The 20,014-nt window shown below is 44.0% G+C and carries 12 protein-coding genes; 9 read left to right on the forward strand and 3 right to left on the reverse strand.

Annotated elements, in window-relative coordinates; translation table 11 throughout:
- Positions 1–46: 46 nt before the first annotated feature.
- From NSQ68_RS03040 to NSQ68_RS03050, 3 genes are all read left to right on the forward strand, one after another.
- The gene (locus NSQ68_RS03040; RefSeq protein ID WP_342427923.1) at positions 47–2,869 is read left to right on the forward strand and encodes a hypothetical protein; all 2,823 of its coding nucleotides are present in this window, start codon (positions 47–49) and stop codon (positions 2,867–2,869) included.
- 214 nt (positions 2,870–3,083) lie between these two features.
- A complete protein-coding gene (locus NSQ68_RS03045) occupies positions 3,084–4,373 on the forward strand; it encodes a DUF418 domain-containing protein (RefSeq protein ID WP_342427924.1) in 1,290 nt (429 codons plus the stop codon).
- A gap of 351 nt (positions 4,374–4,724) precedes the next feature.
- Positions 4,725–5,150: a MarR family transcriptional regulator gene (locus NSQ68_RS03050; protein ID WP_342427925.1), complete on the forward strand. Its 426-nt coding sequence runs from the start codon at positions 4,725–4,727 to the stop codon at positions 5,148–5,150.
- Between the two features lie 266 nt (positions 5,151–5,416).
- Here NSQ68_RS03050 and NSQ68_RS03055 read toward each other — a convergent pair whose 3' ends face one another.
- Together NSQ68_RS03055 and NSQ68_RS03060 are read right to left on the reverse strand one after the other, a co-directional pair.
- Positions 5,417–6,391 (reverse strand): bile acid:sodium symporter family protein, encoded by a 975-nt coding sequence (locus NSQ68_RS03055; protein ID WP_342427926.1) that lies wholly within the window; start codon positions 6,389–6,391, stop codon positions 5,417–5,419.
- A gap of 81 nt (positions 6,392–6,472) precedes the next feature.
- Positions 6,473–7,354 carry a helix-turn-helix domain-containing protein gene (locus NSQ68_RS03060; protein WP_342427927.1) on the reverse strand — a complete coding sequence of 294 codons (882 nt, stop codon included), beginning with the start codon at positions 7,352–7,354 and terminating at the stop codon, positions 6,473–6,475.
- A gap of 136 nt (positions 7,355–7,490) precedes the next feature.
- Here NSQ68_RS03060 and NSQ68_RS03065 point away from each other — a divergent pair, with 136 nt between their 5' ends.
- From NSQ68_RS03065 to NSQ68_RS03075, 3 genes are read left to right on the forward strand one after another with little or no spacing between them, the layout of a single operon-like run.
- Entirely contained in the window at positions 7,491–10,847 is a 3,357-nt protein-coding gene (locus NSQ68_RS03065; protein ID WP_342427928.1) for a DUF5107 domain-containing protein, read from the forward strand.
- Positions 10,840–12,126, forward strand: coding sequence for a cellulase-like family protein (locus NSQ68_RS03070; RefSeq protein WP_307352259.1), 1,287 nt, complete (start codon positions 10,840–10,842; stop codon positions 12,124–12,126). The genes NSQ68_RS03065 and NSQ68_RS03070 overlap by 8 nt, the downstream gene beginning before the upstream one ends.
- A gap of 22 nt (positions 12,127–12,148) precedes the next feature.
- Entirely contained in the window at positions 12,149–14,506 is a 2,358-nt protein-coding gene (locus NSQ68_RS03075; protein ID WP_342427929.1) for a beta-galactosidase, read from the forward strand.
- A 114-nt stretch (positions 14,507–14,620) separates the two neighbouring features.
- Here the strand turns inward: NSQ68_RS03075 and NSQ68_RS03080 are convergent, their stop codons facing one another.
- A complete protein-coding gene (locus NSQ68_RS03080) occupies positions 14,621–15,604 on the reverse strand; it encodes a glycoside hydrolase family 5 protein (RefSeq protein WP_307352263.1) in 984 nt (327 codons plus the stop codon).
- Between the two features lie 477 nt (positions 15,605–16,081).
- Between NSQ68_RS03080 and NSQ68_RS03085 the strand changes: the two genes are divergently transcribed.
- The 3 genes from NSQ68_RS03085 (at position 16,082) to NSQ68_RS03095 (ending at position 19,986) form a co-directional block, all read left to right on the forward strand.
- Entirely contained in the window at positions 16,082–16,648 is a 567-nt protein-coding gene (locus NSQ68_RS03085; RefSeq protein ID WP_342427930.1) for a hypothetical protein, read from the forward strand.
- 121 nt (positions 16,649–16,769) lie between these two features.
- A complete protein-coding gene (locus NSQ68_RS03090) occupies positions 16,770–17,564 on the forward strand; it encodes a Nif3-like dinuclear metal center hexameric protein (protein WP_342427931.1) in 795 nt (264 codons plus the stop codon).
- A gap of 79 nt (positions 17,565–17,643) precedes the next feature.
- Positions 17,644–19,986 carry a glycoside hydrolase family 2 TIM barrel-domain containing protein gene (locus NSQ68_RS03095; RefSeq protein ID WP_342429057.1) on the forward strand — a complete coding sequence of 781 codons (2,343 nt, stop codon included), beginning with the start codon at positions 17,644–17,646 and terminating at the stop codon, positions 19,984–19,986.
- Positions 19,987–20,014: the final 28 nt, after the last annotated feature.

Consider the following 20,014-nt stretch of genomic DNA (forward strand, 5'->3'; position numbering starts at 1 on the left):
AGAAGAGTACAACATGGTCTTTCGGTTATAAATAGGGGGAAAAAGAATGGGTACAAAACCGATAGTGAAATTCTGCTTGGCGTTAACCATATCCGCCGCCATGCTTCTGGAGATCACTGCTCCGCACATGGCTATGGCTGATGCTGCACAACGTGCAAAAAGCACGTTGTGGAACGATAAGAGTCAACCAACAAAAACAATTTCAACGCAGGTTAAAAATAAGGTTAAAAATACCCCGACACTTAAATTGGATAGCCATGTGGCATCCATGACGAAGAAAAGAATCATTAAAGCTAGATTCAAGCTTCCGAAGGGTACTGATATAAAGAAAATAAGCTGGACATATGGTGGCAAGCCATTATCGGAATGGAAATCGTACAAGGATCGCGCTTACAAGGGTGCCCCCTTTATCACCGTTACTCAGGTCAAAGCAGAAAATGGAGAAGTCACTGCCAATATCAATTTCGGTCTTACTTACGGTACGGATAATCTTGCCGAACCGAGTCTGCAGCGTCCACTGTACGCCTCATTGATGGGAACCTATGAACTGGCTGCAGCAGTCAACGGCAAAACCGTTGCCCAGGCCCCCATTAAGTTGGTCCCATACGACAGCTTCCGTACTTATGATGAACTGAAGCCGGAGATTGATGCGATTACGGCACAGGCAGCTCAAAAAAACAACAGATACATTAAAACGATGTCGATCGGTAAATCCGTTGAAGGCCGCGATATTTATATGACTGTGCTTGCCAAAGATCAAGCAACGATTGACAAATATCAGAATGTAACTCATCCTGATATGCTGAATCATCCTGCAAAGCTGGAGAACGATATTAAATCCGGTGCATTCGGAGATTATCAAGTGCCCATCTGGATCAACAATATTCATCCAAATGAAGCGCCGGGCTTTGATGCGATTATCAATTATTTTAAGACCATGGCCCTCGATAAAAATGTTACGTACAAAACGACCTCGTCCAATGGAAAATCGAGTACGGTAACTCTGAATATGGATGATGCACTTGATCATGTGTTTTTTCTGTTCCTGTATACGGAAAATCCGGATGGAAGGGTTCATACCGAACGTGCAAATGCTGAATATTTTGACTTGAATCGGGATAATTCATATCAAACCCAGCCTGAAACACGCAGTATAACAGAGCAAATCGCCAAGTGGTCGCCGATTTCTTTCCTGGATCTGCATGGCTTTGATAAGAATTTTCTGATTGAGCCTACCACGCCGCCTCACGATCCGAATATTGAATACGATCTGCTTATTGATAATATGGTAGAACAGGCAAAAATGATGGGTGAAGCAGGGATAGCAAACACGAAGTATGATTACTACCATATTCCTTATGAAGAACATCGTAAAACGGTCGAAAATCCTAAATATGTTTCCAAGGGAACTGCTTCGGGATGGGACGATGCGTCTCCGGCTTATACAGCCGTCTTCGCCATGCACCATGGTGCAATGGGACATACGCTGGAAACACCTGAATCGAATGAAGAGTCGACCAAGGTATTGTATTATAGTATCGCTGCAGCAACCGATTTTGTTATGCAAAAGAAAGAAAAGTTATTTTTGAACCAGCTAAAAGTATATGAACGTGGAATGAATAATATCGATGATCATGCCGTAGATCGGTATCTAGTCAATGCCAAAAATCAAGTTATTGGCCGCCCTCGTCACGGTAATGAAAATTTTTTCCCTGAGTATTACGTTTTGCCGATCGATAAGAGTCTTCAAAAAAATCCGCTGGAAGCCTATCGGATGATTGAATATCTTATCCGCAATGGAGTAACGGTTGTACGCTCGACAGAAGCTGTAAGTACTGCTGGCAAGACCTACCCTGCGGGTTCATTTATCATAAATATGCACCAGGCCAAACACGGCATTGCAAACATGGTTTTATATGCTGGTATTAACGTCTCAGATTATGCTTCCGTAGCTGGCGAGATTGTGCAGGATTTTCCTGTCCTGCGAGGATTTGAACGTGATGTGGTTAGAGAAGCCGGAGTGTTTGCGGGCAAAACTTCTCCGGTGACTTCCGTATCGATTCCGGCCACACCAATGCCGAATGATTCTGCCTATGTCTTAATCCGAAACACCAATAACGATGCCATCAAAACGGTTAATGAATTGCTTAAATCCGGCAAAGTGGTTACGATGCTATCCAAAAGCGGAACAGGATATGAAGCGGGTGACTTTGCAGTCGCCTATGATGATCTGAACCCACTGGCCTCGAAATACTATCTTGATGTCACGGCATTCGACAATAACAAACCCGTTGGTAAAGTTCTTAAACCTTCTACGGTAGCCGCTCTCGGCGAATCGGCTTATGTGCTCAAAAATCTCGGTTTTAAAGTGACCGAGGATCAGCAGCATGCCGATGTGCTCGTGAATACATTCGATTCCGATAAACTTGTCGAGAAAGGGAAACCATACATTGCTTATGGAAATATGGGGATGGGTAACGTGAAAAACTGGATTCCTCAATTTGCGTTTGCTGGACCGACATGGGAAAGATACGAAGGGGTCTTCCTGGCGAATGTCAAACAGGATAATGCGATTACAGCCCCTTACGATAACGAAGAATATTTCTACACCGTTACAGGTTCTTACATTACGAAACTACCTAAAGCTGCAAAAATTCTTGCAACCATTAGTAATAAAGAAAACTTCTTCAAAGCGGGCTGGTGGCCAGGTCACGATGCAGCAAGAGGAAAGATTATGGCCTTCACCTATAAGGAAAACAAAAAGAATATTACTGTTTTCTCTAACGATCTAACCAATGGCGCTCATTCGCAGCAGCAATTCCGTTTGCTGGCCAATTCCATTTTTAATGCTGTTCCCAGCAAATCCTAAGTAATTTTGCAAACAGCCTTATTCCGGTGATCCGCCGTGAGTAAGGTTGTTTTTTTGTGATAAACCCGTTTCGTCCGTTGTGACATTTTGTTTGCAACTTGATCAAACTTTAGCGACATCTGCAGGCTATATTGGAATATAGCGTGACGTGTTGCCTATTTACAGCAGGGACTATGGAATGTATGAATTCAGTATTTTAAGGGAGGAATGCAATTTGCTAAGCAGCATCAAACTGACAAGCAGATCTGTCAGAGAATATGAAGGGGATACAAAGAATGAAGATCCGGTTGCTAATAACTTGGATAATAAAGCAGTGGACACATCAGGGATCACTTCAACTCATGACAGTACAGAAACCGATAATCTCCCCCAAAGCTCTGTGACAGAGCCACGGAGAAACACACACAGCATCAAAGGACGCCTCGTTGCGCTGGATGCAGCGCGGGGACTGGCTGTGCTGGGAATGTATTTGCAGCATTTCGGGTCCAATCCAAGCATTTCTGCGCTCGTTTCCGGAACGACCACTCTCTTATTTGTGTTGTGCGGCGGGATCTCTTATTCGATTATGGGACAGCGTATGATGGATCGGGGAGCAGAGGTGACCGCTTTTCGTGCGCGAATGCTGGGCCGTGCCGTATTTGTTGATATTATTGGTTATTTGCTAATTATGCTGAACACTTCATATGGCGTCATTTTGCCTGCCTATGCAGCTATGTTTGTGTTGGCCCTTATATTATTTCGCCGTTCGACCCGCACCATTGTAACAACAGCAGCAGTTTTGCTCGTGACCGCCCCGCCGCTAATGATTCTTGGATTAAGCATTTTCTCGAAAGCTTATCTTCTTGGTGATATCGCGGGAGGTCCGATGTCTGCTCTCGCCTTGGCCCCTGCGTTTGTTGCCGGTATGGCCATTGGCCGCTTCGACCTCACCAGATTACGCACAGCTCTCTTACTCGCAGGCAGTGGTATCGTTATGCTTGTTATTGGTAAAGCACTGGCCGCTTTTATACTTCCGAATTGGAATCTTCACTTTGAACAATGGCTGATAAGTGTGCAAGGAGTTGTTCCTGTACACCCGACGGATGAGTACGCAATTTGGCCTCTTAATACGGAGACACCGATGTGGCAGCTCCTTTTGGGAACGGCTCCACACACCGCTTCGACATTCCAGACGATGATAGGATTAGGGATTTCATTTCTGGTAATGGGAGCTGCGTGCCTCGTATCCAAAAAGGCTTCCGCTGTATTAATGCCTTTCGCAGCAGTCGGCCGTGTGGCTCTGACCATGTATGCCATTCAATTTGTAGTGGTTTGGATTCTAGATTTGACAAAGATTGGGCACAGCCTAGAGGGAGTTCCGTTCGGCGACGTAATGATCGCAGTGACAACACTGCTGCTGGGATTGTTGTTTGCTAAGCTTCCTGTTGGTCCGCTTGAAGGATTGATGCGCCGCTTTGACCGAGTGTTTAGCCCTGCCCAACCAGTTTCACAAACAGTAAAGTAGATAGCCTTCTTGATACTCTATATTTATAGTCATAAAAGACATCGGATTATATATTTAAAACGGACTGATCAAAAAAGATACCAGATAAGAGCTATAAGATGATTATTGAACAGATTGAAAAGGAGAAACTAATAATGAAAATAATAGAAAATATTAATAATTAATTTCTTCGAAAGGGTGGGTTCAATTGTGAACCTGCCCACTTTTCATTAAACACAGTTATGGTTCTTTCCGTAAACAGAATCACTTTCATCTTGTTATTATTTTATGGGTTTTGACCATTCCATTTAAGCTTGTTACAATAGGATAAACTTACTGGAAATACTTCATATAGAATGGTGTGGTCTAAACTTGCAACATGAAAACGAACTTTTGGATGTATGGTTGTCTTTGTCTCACATCCATTCCACTTTAAATGATAAGTTAGAACAAGCCCTGCTACAAAATTATGATTTATCTTTGAAGGAGTTTTATGTTTTAGGTTTTATATCCAATTCCGAGGAAAAAAAATTACGACTGCAGCAACTTCAAGAATTGGTGGGATTAAGTCAAAGTGCGACATCGAGACTCGTAGTTAGAATGGAAGCCAAAAACTGCGGGGCTTTACAAAGATATACATGCGAGGATGATCGACGAGGTGTTTATACTCGGATTACGGAATTGGGTGAAGATAAATTCCAGCGTGCACTTCAAACCTTTAATGAGGTTTTACAATCAGAACTTCAGAAAGAAGGAGTGAAGTCACAATTTCAAAATCTTACGCAAAAGCTGTTTTAGACTTTGCGACCTGTGTAACTCGTTCTTAGTTTCCTTAGGGTAATATGTGGCTTGAACGTTGTGCCACGAAGGGCTCTTTATAGGGGCTTAGTTTATTACCCTACACGATTCAATAAAAATGTTATGATTGGAAAGTAGCTACTTACATGATTGTGCATGCATGTTTCAATTAAGTTTCCAACCATGTACGTATAGAAACGCCCTTCCGAAACTCCTCCTCATAAGGAGGAGTTTTATCATCTGGAACCACCGCTAACCCCCTTTGCTTAAGAAACAGAGGCCGTATTGCGCTTTTCCTTGGCGTTGCCGCGGTCGCGACGACTCAGCAGAAACCCGACCAGAGATGCCGTAGATTGCTGGAAAATCATCCCTAGTACAACAGGCAGTGCTACCGGGGCCGGAAAATAGGTGATGGCAAGCACGGCTCCTGCGCTGATATTGCGCATACCGCCGTTAAAGACAAGCGCCGTACGGTCTGCATTATTCCACCGCATCAGTCCTGATATCAGATAGCCGATCGCATATCCAGTGGAGGCAAGGACGACTATGGATAGGCATACTCCGACAAGCTTGAGATTAAAATCGACCAGATAAGGGGCGATGACAGATCCGTTAATCATGACGACAAGAGCCATAGCCAGCTTGGAGAACGGGCCCAGCCGAGGTCCCCATACCTGCTTGATTTTCCCTTTGGTCCATTCGTTCAACATCATGCCGATTAGCGAAGGAACGACAATCATCCAGAACAGGCTCTGCATCATCGCCCAGGTATCCAGCTGCACATCCGCTCCGATCAATAGGGACATGATGCCCGGCACGGCGAATGGGGCCAAAATCGTATCAATTAGAATGATCGCCAATGTCAGCGCCGTGTTGCCTTTATAAATGTTGACCCACACGAAGCTGGAAATGCCTGTAGGAATAGCTGCACCAAGAATAAGTCCAGTGATCGTATAAGGATCATCACTGAAGGCCAGATGCCCCAGCATCATGGCAAGAAGCGGCATGGCCAGGTGAAGAATAAACAGACAGGCGATCAGCGGACCAGGATGCTTGATCACATGGACAAAATCCTTAAACCCCATACTGATACTGCCCGCGAAGGTCATGAATGCAAACAGCCAGGGAGAGAGTTCGGTATATTGTGACAACGGCGTACCGATCAGGACGCCAATTAGAATGCTGATTGGTGTAATTAGCGGCATAGCTGCATTTAGTCTACGATTCAACGTGAGGAGCATACAAAACTTCCTTTTTTAACCTTAAGTATAGACCTTGCCCCTTGATCCGTAAATGAACGGTATAGGAAGCTTATCTATAGATTAACCCTTCAAATTATTTCGATATTCCAAAGGAGAGCATCCCATGATTTTTTTGAATAGTCTGGAGAAGTAGTAAGCGTCCCTAAAACCGAGTTGTATGCTAATTTCTTTAATAGATGCATTCGTTAAATCCAAAAGCTGACTGGCCCGCTGTATCTTCATTCTTAAATAGTAATCGATAGGAGAGTAGCCGGTGGATTGTTTGAATATCAGATTCAGATGTTGCTTGGATACCTGAACATGCCGACTAAGCTCCTCAAGTGAAACGGTGGATTCCAACTGTTCACTCATATAGCGTGTTGCCTTATCCACATGACTCTGGTACGTACTGTCTTCCTTGCGAAATGCAACGGATATAACAAAACTCAGCAGATAACGGACAGTTTGCGATACTTGGACTAAATGTATCAGGGAGTATGATTTGTTCAGTAAAAGGTCGTAACACTGATGAAATAGCTCCAGTAGTTTGACTTCATCACTGGCGGCCATTGAGATATACGTTTTAAAAGGCTCGAATAATGCCATAAAATCATCAACTTGGTCCCCTTTAAGATGAAACCAGTAAATCGTCCAAGGATCTCCATCGTCAGCCCCATAAGCATGCGGCATGTCCCTGGGAATGTACGCAAAGCTTCGCTCCGTCATGTCAATTGTTAGGTCGTTCTTTGTTCGTATCCAGCCTTTTCCGCTGGCACAGTAGATGAATATATAAGAGTCACATCCGTGCATTCTTTCACGAAAATGATGGCGGGCATGATTGAAGCAGCCTATATCCGTAATATATAGATTTTTTGTAAGCGGATTCATATTTAATTTATCCAGCATATAGGGTGGAAGGACATATAACTTTTCACCCTCAAATCCATCAGCTTTCTTATTCATAATCTATCCATCTCCTAGCCGTAGGCGGCTCTAATGATGAAATACGTATATAATCCATCATAAACAGTGGATTGTCAATTGTCTGTAATGTCTCTTACTTGTAAGCTCTGAATATAAGAGCGACTATGAGGGAGTGATGGAATTGAGCATCTTCGACGCTAAGGCACGCGTGTGGGAGGAAACTGTGCAGATTCCCACGTATGGAATTGGTAAACCCGACAAAAATCCAATGTTTCTGGAGAAACGTGTCTACCAGGGAAGCTCCGGCCGAGTGTACCCGCATCCGGTCATTGATAAAATTGAGGATGAGAAGAAGCTTGAAAATTATCAGTTGGTTTTTCTAGAAAATAAATATTTGCGCATTGAGATCATGCCAGAACTGGGAGGCCGCATTTATCGTGCGGTCGACAAGACCAACGGTTATGATTTTGTTTATTATAACAGGGTCATCAAACCAGCGCTTGTGGGCTTATTGGGGCCGTGGATATCTGGAGGGATTGAGTTCAACTGGCCGCAGCATCACCGTCCCAACACTTGCGGACCCGTTGAATACAAGTTGGAAGAGCATGAGGACGGAAGCGCAACGGTATGGGTGAGCGAAATTGATCGTATGTTCGGTACGAAAGTAACAGCTGGTTTTACACTTCAACCGGATAAAGCATACCTTAAAGTTGGGGTCCAGCTATACAACCGGACTGCCGAGCCGCAAACGTTTTTATGGTGGGCCAATCCAGCCGTAGCGGTACATGAGCACACGCAATCTGTTTTTCCTCCAGACGTATCAGCCGTGTTTGATCATGGAAAGCGAGATGTATCCCGTTTCCCGATCGCTACAGGCACTTATTATAAAATGGATTATTCTGAAGGCGTAGATATCTCCCGATACAGAAATATTCCTGTTCCCACTTCATATATGGCCTATAAATCGGATTACAATTTCATCGGTGGTTACGACCATATGAAAAAAGCTGGGCTTTTGCATGTGGCCAACCATCACATCTCTCCCGGAAAAAAGCAATGGACATGGGGGAATGGCGAATTCGGCCAAGCATGGGACCGGAATCTAACAGACGAAGATGGCCCCTACATCGAGTTGATGACGGGGGTCTATACCGATAACCAACCAGATTTCACTTGGCTTCAGCCGTACGAGGAAAAATCGTTCTCGCAGTATTTTATGCCTTACAAACATATTGGTATGGTCAAAAACGCTTCAATTGACGCAGCCGTTAATTTGGAATTAAATCGCAGCGAAGGGACAGCACAGATTGGAGTCTATGTGACTTCGTCATTTCGTGAGGCTGTGGTGGAATTAAGCAGTCAGCGGAAAGTTTATATGAAAGAAACCTTAGATCTGACACCTAATAAGGCCTTTATTCAGAAGACAGTTATTTTGGCTGAGGATGAGGATTATGAGCTATGCTTAACCGTCAAAGACGCGACCGGAAGGGAGCTGATTAGTTACCAGCCGAAGAAAAAGGAAGTCGAACAGATGCCGGCTGCTGCCGCTCCCTTGCCGGAACCGGAGGAATTAAGAACGAACGAAGAATTGTATTTAGCAGGACAACACTTGGAGCAATACCGTCATGCTACCTTTGAACCCGAGGCGTATTATCTTGAGGGCCTGAAAAGAGATAAAAATGACAGCCGCATCAATGTGGCATATGGTACGTTGCTTCTTCGTAGAGGATTGTATTCAGAAAGTGAAGAGTGCTTTCGTAAAGCTATCTCGCGAGTAACCTGGCGTAACTCTAATCCCTATGACGGTGAGGCCTACTACCAGCTTGGCTTGTCGCTAAAACACCAAGAGCGGATGGATGAGGCGTTCGCTGCATTTTATAAATCAGTATGGAGTGCGGCATGGCAAGACAGCGGGTATTTCTCACTGGCACAGATTGCAACAGAAAAAGGGAGCTATGAAGAAGCCCTGGAACTCGTGGAGCGCTCAATAATCCGAAATGCTCGCAACTACAAAGCACGCAACCTGAAGTCGGCTATTCTTCGTAAGCTTGGCAGCTACGAAGCGGCAATAGCCTTTTCCAAGGAAACGATTAAGCTCGATATCGCCGATTTTGGAGCTTACCGTGAGCAAGCATTATCATTAGAGGCTCTCGGGTTACGAGATGATGCTAAAACAGTCTTCGAAGAGCTGGAGAAATGGATGAGTGGAGATGTGCATAATTATATAGCGGTAGCATCGGACTATGCGGCGGCGGGGCTCTATGAGGATGCAGCATGTGTGCTGGAAGAAGCTCCAGAGCAGGCGAAAACATACCCTATGCTGTATTACGTTCAGGCCTTCTGCCATGCTAAAATCGGCAAGCATAAGCAGGCGAATAATGCTCTCGCGCAGGCTGCAGATGCAGTACCCGATTACTGCTTTCCTAACAGTCTGTTGGAGTTGGATGTGTTACAATTTGCAACTCGAACAAGACCGGGGGATGGAAAGGCGCATTATTACTTAGGTAATTTACTCTATGATAAGAAACGGTATGTGGATGCTATTTCCAGTTGGGAAACGTCTCGTTCCATTGACGATACTTACCCCGTTGTTCACCGTAATCTTGCTCTTGGTTATTTTAACAAACAAGGCCAAGTAGAGAAGGCTCGCCATTCGTTAGAGCAGGCCTTTGCGTGCAATACTTCAGACGCGCGTGTTCTTTATGAGCTTGACCAGCTGTATAAGAAGCTGAACATCAAGCCCAACGACAGATTGAATCTAATGGAGAGTTATCCGGGAATTATACAGCTTCGCGATGATCTGTTTTTAGAATATGTAACCGTTCACAATATGATGAAGCAGCATAAGGTAGCATTGTCCTTGCTGACAGGGAGAATATTTCATCCATGGGAAGGCGGAGAGGGGAAGGTAACGGGGCAGTATAGGCTGGCCAAGGTAGAGCTTGCGAAGTCCGACCTGAGGTCTGGACGGATTGAACAGGCTGTAAAGGGGCTGCTGGAGGCTTTAGTGTATCCAGAGAATCTTGGCGAAGGCAAGCTAGAGGGTTCCCAAGATAACGATATCTATTATTATTTGGGCTGCGCGTATGAGCTATTGAAATTAACAGATGAGGCAAGACAGGCCTTTACGACGGCCTCTCAAGGACTGGGGGAACCCATTAACGCCATGTATTATAACGATCAACAGCCGGATATGATATTTTACCAAGGATTGGCGTGGCGGAAACTTGGTTATTCGAAGGAAGGCAAGCGTCGATTCAACAAGCTCATTGATTACGCCGAAAGGCACTTGTTCGAACCCGTGAAAATAGATTATTTCGCGGTCTCGTTACCCGACTTTCTCATCTTTGAAGATGACCTGAATATTCGTAATCAGGTTCATTGTACTTATATGAAAGCACTTGGCTTGCTTGGATTAGGGCGACATGACGAAGCCATCTTGCATTTTGAATCGGTGCTTAAGCTGGAAGCTAGCCATCAAGGAGCATTGAACCATATGGACTGGAGCTGGGAGGGGAAATCAAATGAGTAATCTTATAAGAAATGTACCGCGCAAATTGACGATCACCATGTGGGACTTCTCTTGGTATACCATGACACAGGAAGGTGAGCCCTACAGCGATCTTGAAGCCCGTTTTAAAGAAGCAGTCGAAAGAGGATACAATACGATCCGAATATGTGCTATGCCATTCATGTTGTTTACAGCGGATGGCAAACGCCCCGGACCCTTGGAGTTTGCTAACCTTGGGGAAGTAGGCCAGCGTACGCGTTGGTATAACTGTCGTGGAGGCGCAGTGCTGGACGGGCATGCTCATTTGCTTGAACTGTTTAAACAAGCAAAGGCTCATAACTGTTACATTATGTTATCCTCTTGGGAATATCAGCAGAGTCCCAGCTTTCTGGCTCATGCTGAGCTTAGAGATGAATTAGCTGCAATTCCTCCTAAGGAGAGATTTATGGCCATTGCAAAATCAATGGATCAGTTGATCCGTTTCGTCACAGCAGAAGGCTATAGGAACCAGATTATCTATACAGAGTTGCATAACGAAGTGGAATTTGGGCAGTTAAACGCCGTCGGAACGTCTGAAGGCATAGCCGAAACGAATGTACCAGCGCTTATTGAAGCCATGCAGCCCTACGTAGAAGAAGCGATAGAATATCTTCGCCAATGTCATCCTGATATGTTGATGACGGCAAGCTATACGTTAAATGAAGCCTATCCCAAAGCTTACGTCGCGCGCAATATGCAGGTTGCCCATTTTCATCTTTATATTAAAGGGGTACTCAATGAGCTTATGGAAGCGGCAGCGCTTGATGATGAGTTGGCACCGTTCCCCAATCCATTCGTACAATCCCTATTAAGAGAAGACGCTCCTCCATTTGCAAAGTGGACCCTGCCTCCGGAGCAGAAATGGCGGATGGATGGCAATCCAGTCGGTATGAGGCTTATTTATTTGCACGACTGGGTAGATCCCGATCAATGGGATTTATTTTTGTACGATCGGTATGGAGACCATAAAATGGCCATGCTGCAGAAGGCCGACACCCGATTGGAAGAGATTCATGAATGGACTCGTCATTCCGGCATTCCAATTGTCATAGGAGAAGGTTATGTAGGCTACACGCCGCTGTATGCCCAATTTGAAGAAGGCCCAGTTGGTAAATTTATCGTTGAATATGTGTTGCGTAAAGGAATGGCACTTGGTTTCTGGGGAATGACCCTCTGTTCTAACTGTGCTCCCCATCATCCATTCTGGAATGATATCGCTTGGCAGCGCAAATGGAATCAATTTATCCTGAATTCAGATTAACGAGTGGGGGGGAGTGAACTTTATGAGGAACTATCGAGTTGCGGTTAAAAACGATCAGAAGCATATTGTTAAAGGACATATCAAACTTGGCGGCACTAATCCAAAAGGAGAGGAAATCGCATTCACCAACTATTTTATGGAGAAGGACGGAGAGCCCTTTTTCGGTATTTGTGGTGAATTCCATTATGCCCGTTATGATGAACGATATTGGGAAGACGAAATTATTAAAATAAAAATGGGCGGCGTAAACATCATTGCCACTTATATTTTTTGGAACCTGCATGAAGAAGTTGAAGGTATTTTTAATTGGAGTGGAAACAAGAATCTTCGTCGTTTCATCGAGTTGTGCAGCAAACATCAGGTATATTCCATCATTCGGATCGGACCCTTTGATCATGGGGAAATTCGAAACGGCGGTATGCCGGATTGGTTATTTGGCCGACCATTTGAGGTTCGTTCTAATGATGAGGGGTATCTGTTCTATACGAGAAGATTGTATAACGAAATCGGTGCCCAGGTTAAAGGGCTGTTATATAAGGAAGGGGGGCCAATTATCGGCACCCAAATCGAAAACGAGCATAATCATTCATCTGCCCAGTGGGCATTGACTGTGGGAATTAATGATATGTGGCTAAACAGCGGAAGTGAAGGTAACTCGCATATGTTAAAACTTAAAGAAATAGCTCTGGAGGCGGGGATTGATACTCCGATCTATACGTGCACAGGATGGGGAGGAGCAACAACTCCTGTACCTGATATGCTGCCATTATGGGGCGGGTATGCCTATTGGCCATGGATCTACTACGAAGAGGGACGTTTGGAGGGGATGGACGAGCATCCTGCGACACCAGAATACATTTTCCGAGACAAGCATAATAACAAGATTCCAAAGAGCTACAATTTCGAGCCTCAATACGCGCCTGAAGACTATCCGTACGCTTGCTGTGAAATGGGTGGCGGCATGGTTCAGTTTTATAAATATCGGTTCGCATTTCCCTACCGCAGTGTTCCAGCGATGACTGTCATGAAGGTTGCAGAAGGCTGTAATCTGATCGGATATTATATGTATCATGGGGGTTCCAATCCTCGGGGTAAGGTTAACCCGTTCACCAATGATCTAGCCACCCCCAAAATCTCCTATGATTTCAACGCCATGATCGGCGAATTCGGTCAAGTAAGGGAATCATACCAAAGAACAAGGCTGCAGCATTACTTTTTTTCAACGTTCCAAAAGCAATTCTCACTAACCAAGACTATTCTGCCAGGGGATACGTCCCAGATGGACCCTTATGATGTGGATACGTTACGTTATGCAGTGCGATCCAGTGCCGGATCGGGTTACCTGTTTCTAAATAATTTTCAAGACCATGTCGAAAACTACGACCAGTGCGATTTTAATGTGAGCATTGAGCTGCCCGAGGAAACGATTGTAATCCCTAGTCAAGGTGAACTGACGTTAGGACGTGATAGTTTTGCCATATTGCCATTTAACTTCAATTTAGATGGAATGAAGCTCAAATATGCTACGGCACAGCTGATAACTAGGATAGAAGAAGATGGAGAAGTATATTATTTTTTCTTTGTACCGGAGGGCATGAAAGGAAAGTATGAAATTGAGTCAAAAGATATAATCAGTGCCACAATCGACAAAGGCTCGATAGAGCAATTGGATGGGAACACGATCATTAAGATTGCTGAAGAGGAGGATAGTCTCATCCATCTGGTATCTGAAAGTGGCAAAAAAGTTGTCATCTACACGATGACTGATGAGCAAAGTCTTACATTTTGGAAGGTAAACATGCAAGGCCGGGACAGAGTCATTTTGACCAATGCCAATGTACTTGTATCTGAGGGCGATCTAAGGCTGGAATCAACGGACCAAGAAATGGTAAATCTGAGTGTATTCCCGGGTTTTGACGCCTCATTCACATCTATTTCCGGTGGAGAGCTGCTTGAAATATCAGGAAACAATATATTCAAAACGTATCGTATAAAGGTTCCTAAGAAAAAAGTCCATTTCAATTTGAAAAGGATAAATAACGATAAACTTACTATTGATTTCGAAAAAGATGCCTTTCACGGAATCAAGGAAGCTCTGCTGCGTATCGATTATACGGGAGATATCGGTTATGCCTTTATGGATGGCGAACTGATCAATGATAATTTCTGCAACCATACGACCTGGGAAATAGGTTTGAAAGCATTTGAGCATCGGCTCATCGAGCAAGGGTTGTACGTATATGTTTCCCCAATACGAAAAGGTAAGGTTCTCAACAGCAACACGACTATGGCTGGCTGGAAAGAGACGGCAAAGGAACGTATTGTAGATATTGGCGCAGTCAGCATCGTGCCTGTGTATGAAATCCGAATCACCGTATAACCCAGGAAGTGTAAGTTCAGAGACGCACAGCGGGTACTTTTAATACAAAGTATAAAAATGTAAAAGGCCCATGGTCATTCAACCATGAGCCTTTTTTACTTTCTGATAGTACTTTTAGTAGATACCGGCCTTTTTTGATGTTTCTTTGATCCCGTTGCTTCCGTTAACTACAGTTTTCCCCCAATCCGTCAGATTGCCATTAGGTCCTGTTACAAGATCAAGGTAGGAAAGGTTGGAACTATTACCATACCAGGACCAGGCTAACCAGCCTATCCCTTTGGATTGACCGTATCTCATGATTTCTGTCTCGTCGACATCTGCTCCCTGATGGTAACCGCCAAATTCACCAATAATCAGTGGGAGTCCTCGATTCAGAACGTTATCAATATTGGTTCGAACGGTTTGAACATCTTTACCAGCGAACTCATACATATGGATGGAAAAAACGGTATTTTTCAAAGAATCAGTTGCAAACACAGATTTACCAAAGTCATTGATAGACTGGGGATATTGTCCCCATCCGGCACAATCGACGATGAGTGTATTTTTGATACCTGCGTTTCTCAGCTTGGGAATCGCTTGCTTGTATCCATCAGCCCAACCACTTCCATTCCAAGAACCATACCATTCGTTCGCAATGTTTACGATAACCCGGTCTTCCTTGCCGATCAGAGCATCCTTTATGCTAATCCAGTAGTTCACAGCTGCATCCAAAGACGCATAGTCGTCTTTGCCCGTAGCGTCATGAACTTCAAGTACAGCAATCATTTTATGGTTGGAGACGAGAGAAATAATATTTTTCACGGAATTAATATCATCCTTGGTGTACTGGTTTCCGTTAGAAAGGACAATTCGGACGGTATTAGCACCTGTCTGGGCAATTGCCGGGATCGCTGTATAAAGATCATTTTTGTACCAAGTGTGAGCATGATTGACGCCTCTCATAACAAATGGCTTACCTGTGGAATCGTACAATTTGGTACCGCTTACATAAAATCCTGAAGCAGCTTGTGCCTTGGAGAAGGCCCCTCCTAAACCTATCATGATGAGCAAGCCGACCAGTCCAGACAATAATGCTTTTCTTAACAATACCTTCATTTTTATTCCTCCCTAAATATATTATTCAACTTACTGCTATACAGAGATGAAGTTAGGTATGTAAGTGTATAAATAACAGTAAGCTAAACGAAAAATTAAGCGCTTTCAATTATGGGAAAAGTTATTTTTGTTATTCTATCATTTGTGTTTTTGTTATTCAATCGATTTTTTTGGTTATTTTTTGTGTTTTTGAAGTACAAACACATAGATTTATTATTTAAGTGCGATTTTCTATAGTTTCATTGTATTTATTGCTTACGCTTGTTTAAAATTTAGTTTATATAAAAGAAAACAAACCTAACTTTATTACTTTAACATTCCTGTTTTATGTAGATTAACCTAACGATATACTTGGTTAATGATCATTGAACAAAGGCGAGGTCTAATCGGACAGCAATGCCCAAGCTTCACCGCGATATTAAATTATAGTATGATATTCTTGTGAAAAATTTTACCAGAGTGAATAGGGGCAAGCTGATGAGAAAACCAATCATTGCAGTCGATATGGACGATACCATCTGTCATCTCGTCAAACGAGCCATATACCATAACAATAGTGAATTTCCCACTCATCCGCTTCGTTATGAAGAAATGTTAGATTGGAACACCGATCATCTACGTCATCCGAAGAGCACGCTTGATGTATTTTATGGACGACCGGGTTTGTTTGAGGAACTTGAACTGTTTGACGAGTATGTTGTAGAAGAAATGGAGAAGCTTTGCAATGCTTTTGATGTCATTATTGTGACAGCGGCAGAGCCCAAGACCGTCGTAGAGAAATGGAACTGGCTTCAAAGACATATGCCATTCATTCCGATCGAGAACTTTTTCCCATGTAAACGAAAGAACCTGATTAACTATGATCTCCTGATTGATGACGGTCCTCATAATTTAGTGCCTGCGCTAGAGCAGGGGAAAAAGGTGCTTTGCATTCCTCATCCATGGAATCTGAGAGCAAGAGAGCAATATGAGTTCCCTGTCATGACATCCTGGCAAGGAGCAAAAGAACGAATCGACTCCATTTTAGGAGTTCTGTATAAATAATAGAACCATTCGTAAAACAGCTGGCTCCTTTGGAACTGGCTGTTTTGCTAGAAAGAATAGCGCCTATGGCTGAGATAAAATGGTACAATTGATATGCATTATCCATGAGGAGGGAACGTGTATGACCATGACTATGGGTCTGATTGTGAATCATCTGACCAAGGGAATAAGCATACCCCACACCACCGTAGATCTGCTGGACCCAGGATCTGTAGATACTGAGGTACAAGGAATTGTAACCGCTTTCTCCGCTTCGCAGTATGTGGTAGAACAAGCTATTTCTCTAGGTGCAAATTTTATCATTACGCATGAAGGCATTTTTTATAGTCATCAGAGGATGCACGAGTGTCTACTACATGATCCGGTTTTTTTGCAAAAATCTCGCCTTATTGCCGATGCAGGTATAGGCATTTATCGGTTTCATGACGCTATACATCGTTATCAACCGGATGGAGTGATGGTTGGGCTTCTTCAGGCGCTTGGCTGGCACAACTACATGGTGAAACAGCAGCCGACGACCGCCATTTTGACTATTCCGGCTATGGAAGTTAAGGAGATCGCTGAATATATCAAAGCTAAACTACATATTCGTTATGTACGGGTGGCTGGAGAGGTTTCCATGCCATGTGAACGAGTGGGAATTTCAGTAGGATACAGGGGAGGTGGTGAATTAGCCATTCCATTATTTATAAATGAAAATGTAGATTTAGTCATTGCCGGTGAAGGCCCAGAATGGGAAACACCAGAATATGTTAAAGATGCTGTCTATCAAGGGCGCAGTAGAGCACTTATCATGCTGGGACATGCTGAAAGTGAAGCACCTGGGATGAAGTATCTCGCAGATGTACTTTCCGCCCAATTTCCGATGCTTCCCGTACACTTTATTGAAGATCGCCCGGTGTTTCAAATATTGTAATGAGAACACGTCTTTTGTGATGGTCATTCCGCACTGTTGTTATATCCGTTCATCCACTTTATGAAATGGAGGCAAGATGATGGGAAGCAGAGTGATTATGCCGTTCAAAACAGACTGGAGATTTATAGAAGGAAATTACGCGGGTTCTGAGAAAATGGACTACAACGATGAGCGATGGCGGCTCCTTCAAGTCCCTCATGATTGGAGTATTGAAAAGTCCTTTGATCCCCATATGCTGTATGGTGGCAATCAAGCTTATTTGCCGAGATGGTCTGTCGGATGGTATAGAAAACATTTTAATGTGAAGCCCTCCTCTCCAAAACAGCGCGTATACATACAATTTGATGGCATTCACAGTAACAGTGAGGTTTGGGTCAATGGGCATTTTGTGGGCAAGCGGCCCTATGGATATGTTAGCTTTCAATATGATTTGACTCCATATATTCAGTGGGATGAGGATAACGTGATTGCCGTCAAAGTGGACAATACAATTCTTTCCCCTGACAGATGGTATTCGGGGGCCGGTATTTATCGTAATGTTTGGCTGATTTGTACGGATTATCTTCATATAACCGAATGGGGGACTTACATTACCACACCTGAAATTTCGCCTGATGAAGCCAAGGTAAGTGCCAGAATCCAGGTCACTAATCATCACGCGCATGCCGTTGAGTGTACGATGATGACTGAAATATTGGACTCACAGGGGCGGATCAAAGGAAAAGTGGAAAACCGAGTAACTCTAGCGGACTGTGAAACGAGGGAAATAGAGCAAAAAACGCGAGTTTTAGAGCCAGAACTATGGTCACCGGACAACCCAGTGCTCTACGAAGCCTGGACGACGATCTATTACGACAATACAGAGGTGGATCGTTATTGTACCCCTTTTGGCATAAGAGAAGTGAAGCTGGATACACAAAAAGGTTTATTTTTGAATGGGGACAGCTTAAAGCTAAAGGGAGTGTGCATTCACCATGATTTAGGCTGTCTGGGGGCTGCTTACCATGATACAGCCATGAAAAGAAGACTGCAAAAGCTGAAGGAAATGGGCTGTAACTCCATCCGTTTTGCTCATAACCCGATGGCGCCCGAATTATTAGATCTTTGTGACCAGATGGGTTTCTTGGTGGTTGATGAGGCTTTTGATAAGTGGAAATCTCTTTTCTATGAGCATTTATATGATGAGTGGTGGGAAAAAGATCTGGAAGCCATGTTGATCAGAGATAGGAACCATCCCAGTGTTTTCATGTGGAGCGTTGGGAATGAAGTGGAAAACCAAGGTCAGCCATCCATGCTAAACATGTTGGAGCAGCTCGTGGGTTACTGCCATGAAAAAGACCCAACCCGACCGGTTACATATGCGCTTGAGCCGCATAATACACCGATCAGCTTGCGTGATGGTTCGATTGAGGCCAAAGTGGAGCATACCAAACAGCTGGCACAACGAGTAGATGTTCTGGGGTTAAACTATCAGGAACAGTGGTATGAGCGCTATAGAGCGGCCATGCCGGATACGCTTATCCTTGGAACAGAAACGTTCCCATACTATCGGGGTAAGGATAACCGTGTTAAAGGTTATTTGCCCCTAAATCCCTGGTTTGATGTCGCTAATCATGATTATGTGATCGGTCAATTTGTTTGGAGTGGAATTGACTATTTGGGAGAAACGAGCTATCCCTCCAAAGGGTGGTCTTCGGGTCTGATTGATACTTGCGGATTCCGCAAACCAGTATCTTATCTCCAACAAAGTTTATGGTCTAATCAGCCTGTTGTACACATAGCCGCATTTAACGAACATATGAAGTCGGAATTTAATCCGACATGGACGATGCACTGGAAATCTCCGGCCATGGAAGATCACTGGACATTTCCTGAATACGGTGGAAAATTGATACGGTTGGTTACCTTCACCAATTGTGAGAGCGTGGAATTGATCTTGAATGATGAATCATACGGTGAGAGGAAGCTGGTGGATTACCCTAATCATTTAATCCTATGGGAGCTTCCCTATACACCGGGCAAAATCCGGGCTGTGGGTCGTAATGGAAACGAGAAGGTTTGTGAGCATGAATTGACTACTGCCGGGCTTTCTTATGCTCTAAAGTTGGAGGCTGATCGGGTAATTCTACCTGCTGATGGGCATGAGATATCTCATGTAGAAGTAACCGTCATAGACCAAAATGGGATCGTCGTACCTAACCAGGATTCTGAATTAACCTTTAAACTGCATGGTGATGGCCGTATCCTTGGAATAGACAATGGGGATCTTACCAGTGATGAACCCTACAAGGGGAATGAGAGACGAACACACAGAGGAAGGTGTCTTGTAATTGTACAATCTGGGGATGTGGCTGGTGAGCTGTTGCTTCAAGCATCAGCAGATGGAGGGTTACTGGGAAAAATCAGCCTGAAAGTGGAATAAGTACCCAAATGACAATTCAAGGCTGATT

The sequence above is a fragment of the Paenibacillus sp. FSL L8-0158 genome, from assembly GCF_038592965.1.
Taxonomy (GTDB): domain Bacteria; phylum Bacillota; class Bacilli; order Paenibacillales; family Paenibacillaceae; genus Paenibacillus; species Paenibacillus polymyxa_D.

Excerpts from the sequence above, each read along its gene's own strand:
- NSQ68_RS03040 (WP_342427923.1), top strand. The coding sequence starts at position 47 with ATGGGTACAAAACCGATAGTGAAATTCTGCTTGGCGTTAACCATATCC.
- NSQ68_RS03055 (WP_342427926.1), bottom strand. The coding sequence starts at position 6,391 with ATGCTCCTCACGTTGAATCGTAGACTAAATGCAGCTATGCCGCTAATT.
- NSQ68_RS03060 (WP_342427927.1), bottom strand. The coding sequence starts at position 7,354 with ATGAATAAGAAAGCTGATGGATTTGAGGGTGAAAAGTTATATGTCCTT.
- NSQ68_RS03065 (WP_342427928.1), top strand. The coding sequence starts at position 7,491 with ATGGAATTGAGCATCTTCGACGCTAAGGCACGCGTGTGGGAGGAAACT.
- NSQ68_RS03070 (WP_307352259.1), top strand. The coding sequence starts at position 10,840 with ATGAGTAATCTTATAAGAAATGTACCGCGCAAATTGACGATCACCATG.
- NSQ68_RS03075 (WP_342427929.1), top strand. The coding sequence starts at position 12,149 with ATGAGGAACTATCGAGTTGCGGTTAAAAACGATCAGAAGCATATTGTT.
- NSQ68_RS03080 (WP_307352263.1), bottom strand. The coding sequence starts at position 15,604 with ATGAAGGTATTGTTAAGAAAAGCATTATTGTCTGGACTGGTCGGCTTG.
- NSQ68_RS03085 (WP_342427930.1), top strand. The coding sequence starts at position 16,082 with ATGAGAAAACCAATCATTGCAGTCGATATGGACGATACCATCTGTCAT.
- NSQ68_RS03090 (WP_342427931.1), top strand. The coding sequence starts at position 16,770 with ATGACCATGACTATGGGTCTGATTGTGAATCATCTGACCAAGGGAATA.
- NSQ68_RS03095 (WP_342429057.1), top strand. The coding sequence starts at position 17,644 with ATGGGAAGCAGAGTGATTATGCCGTTCAAAACAGACTGGAGATTTATA.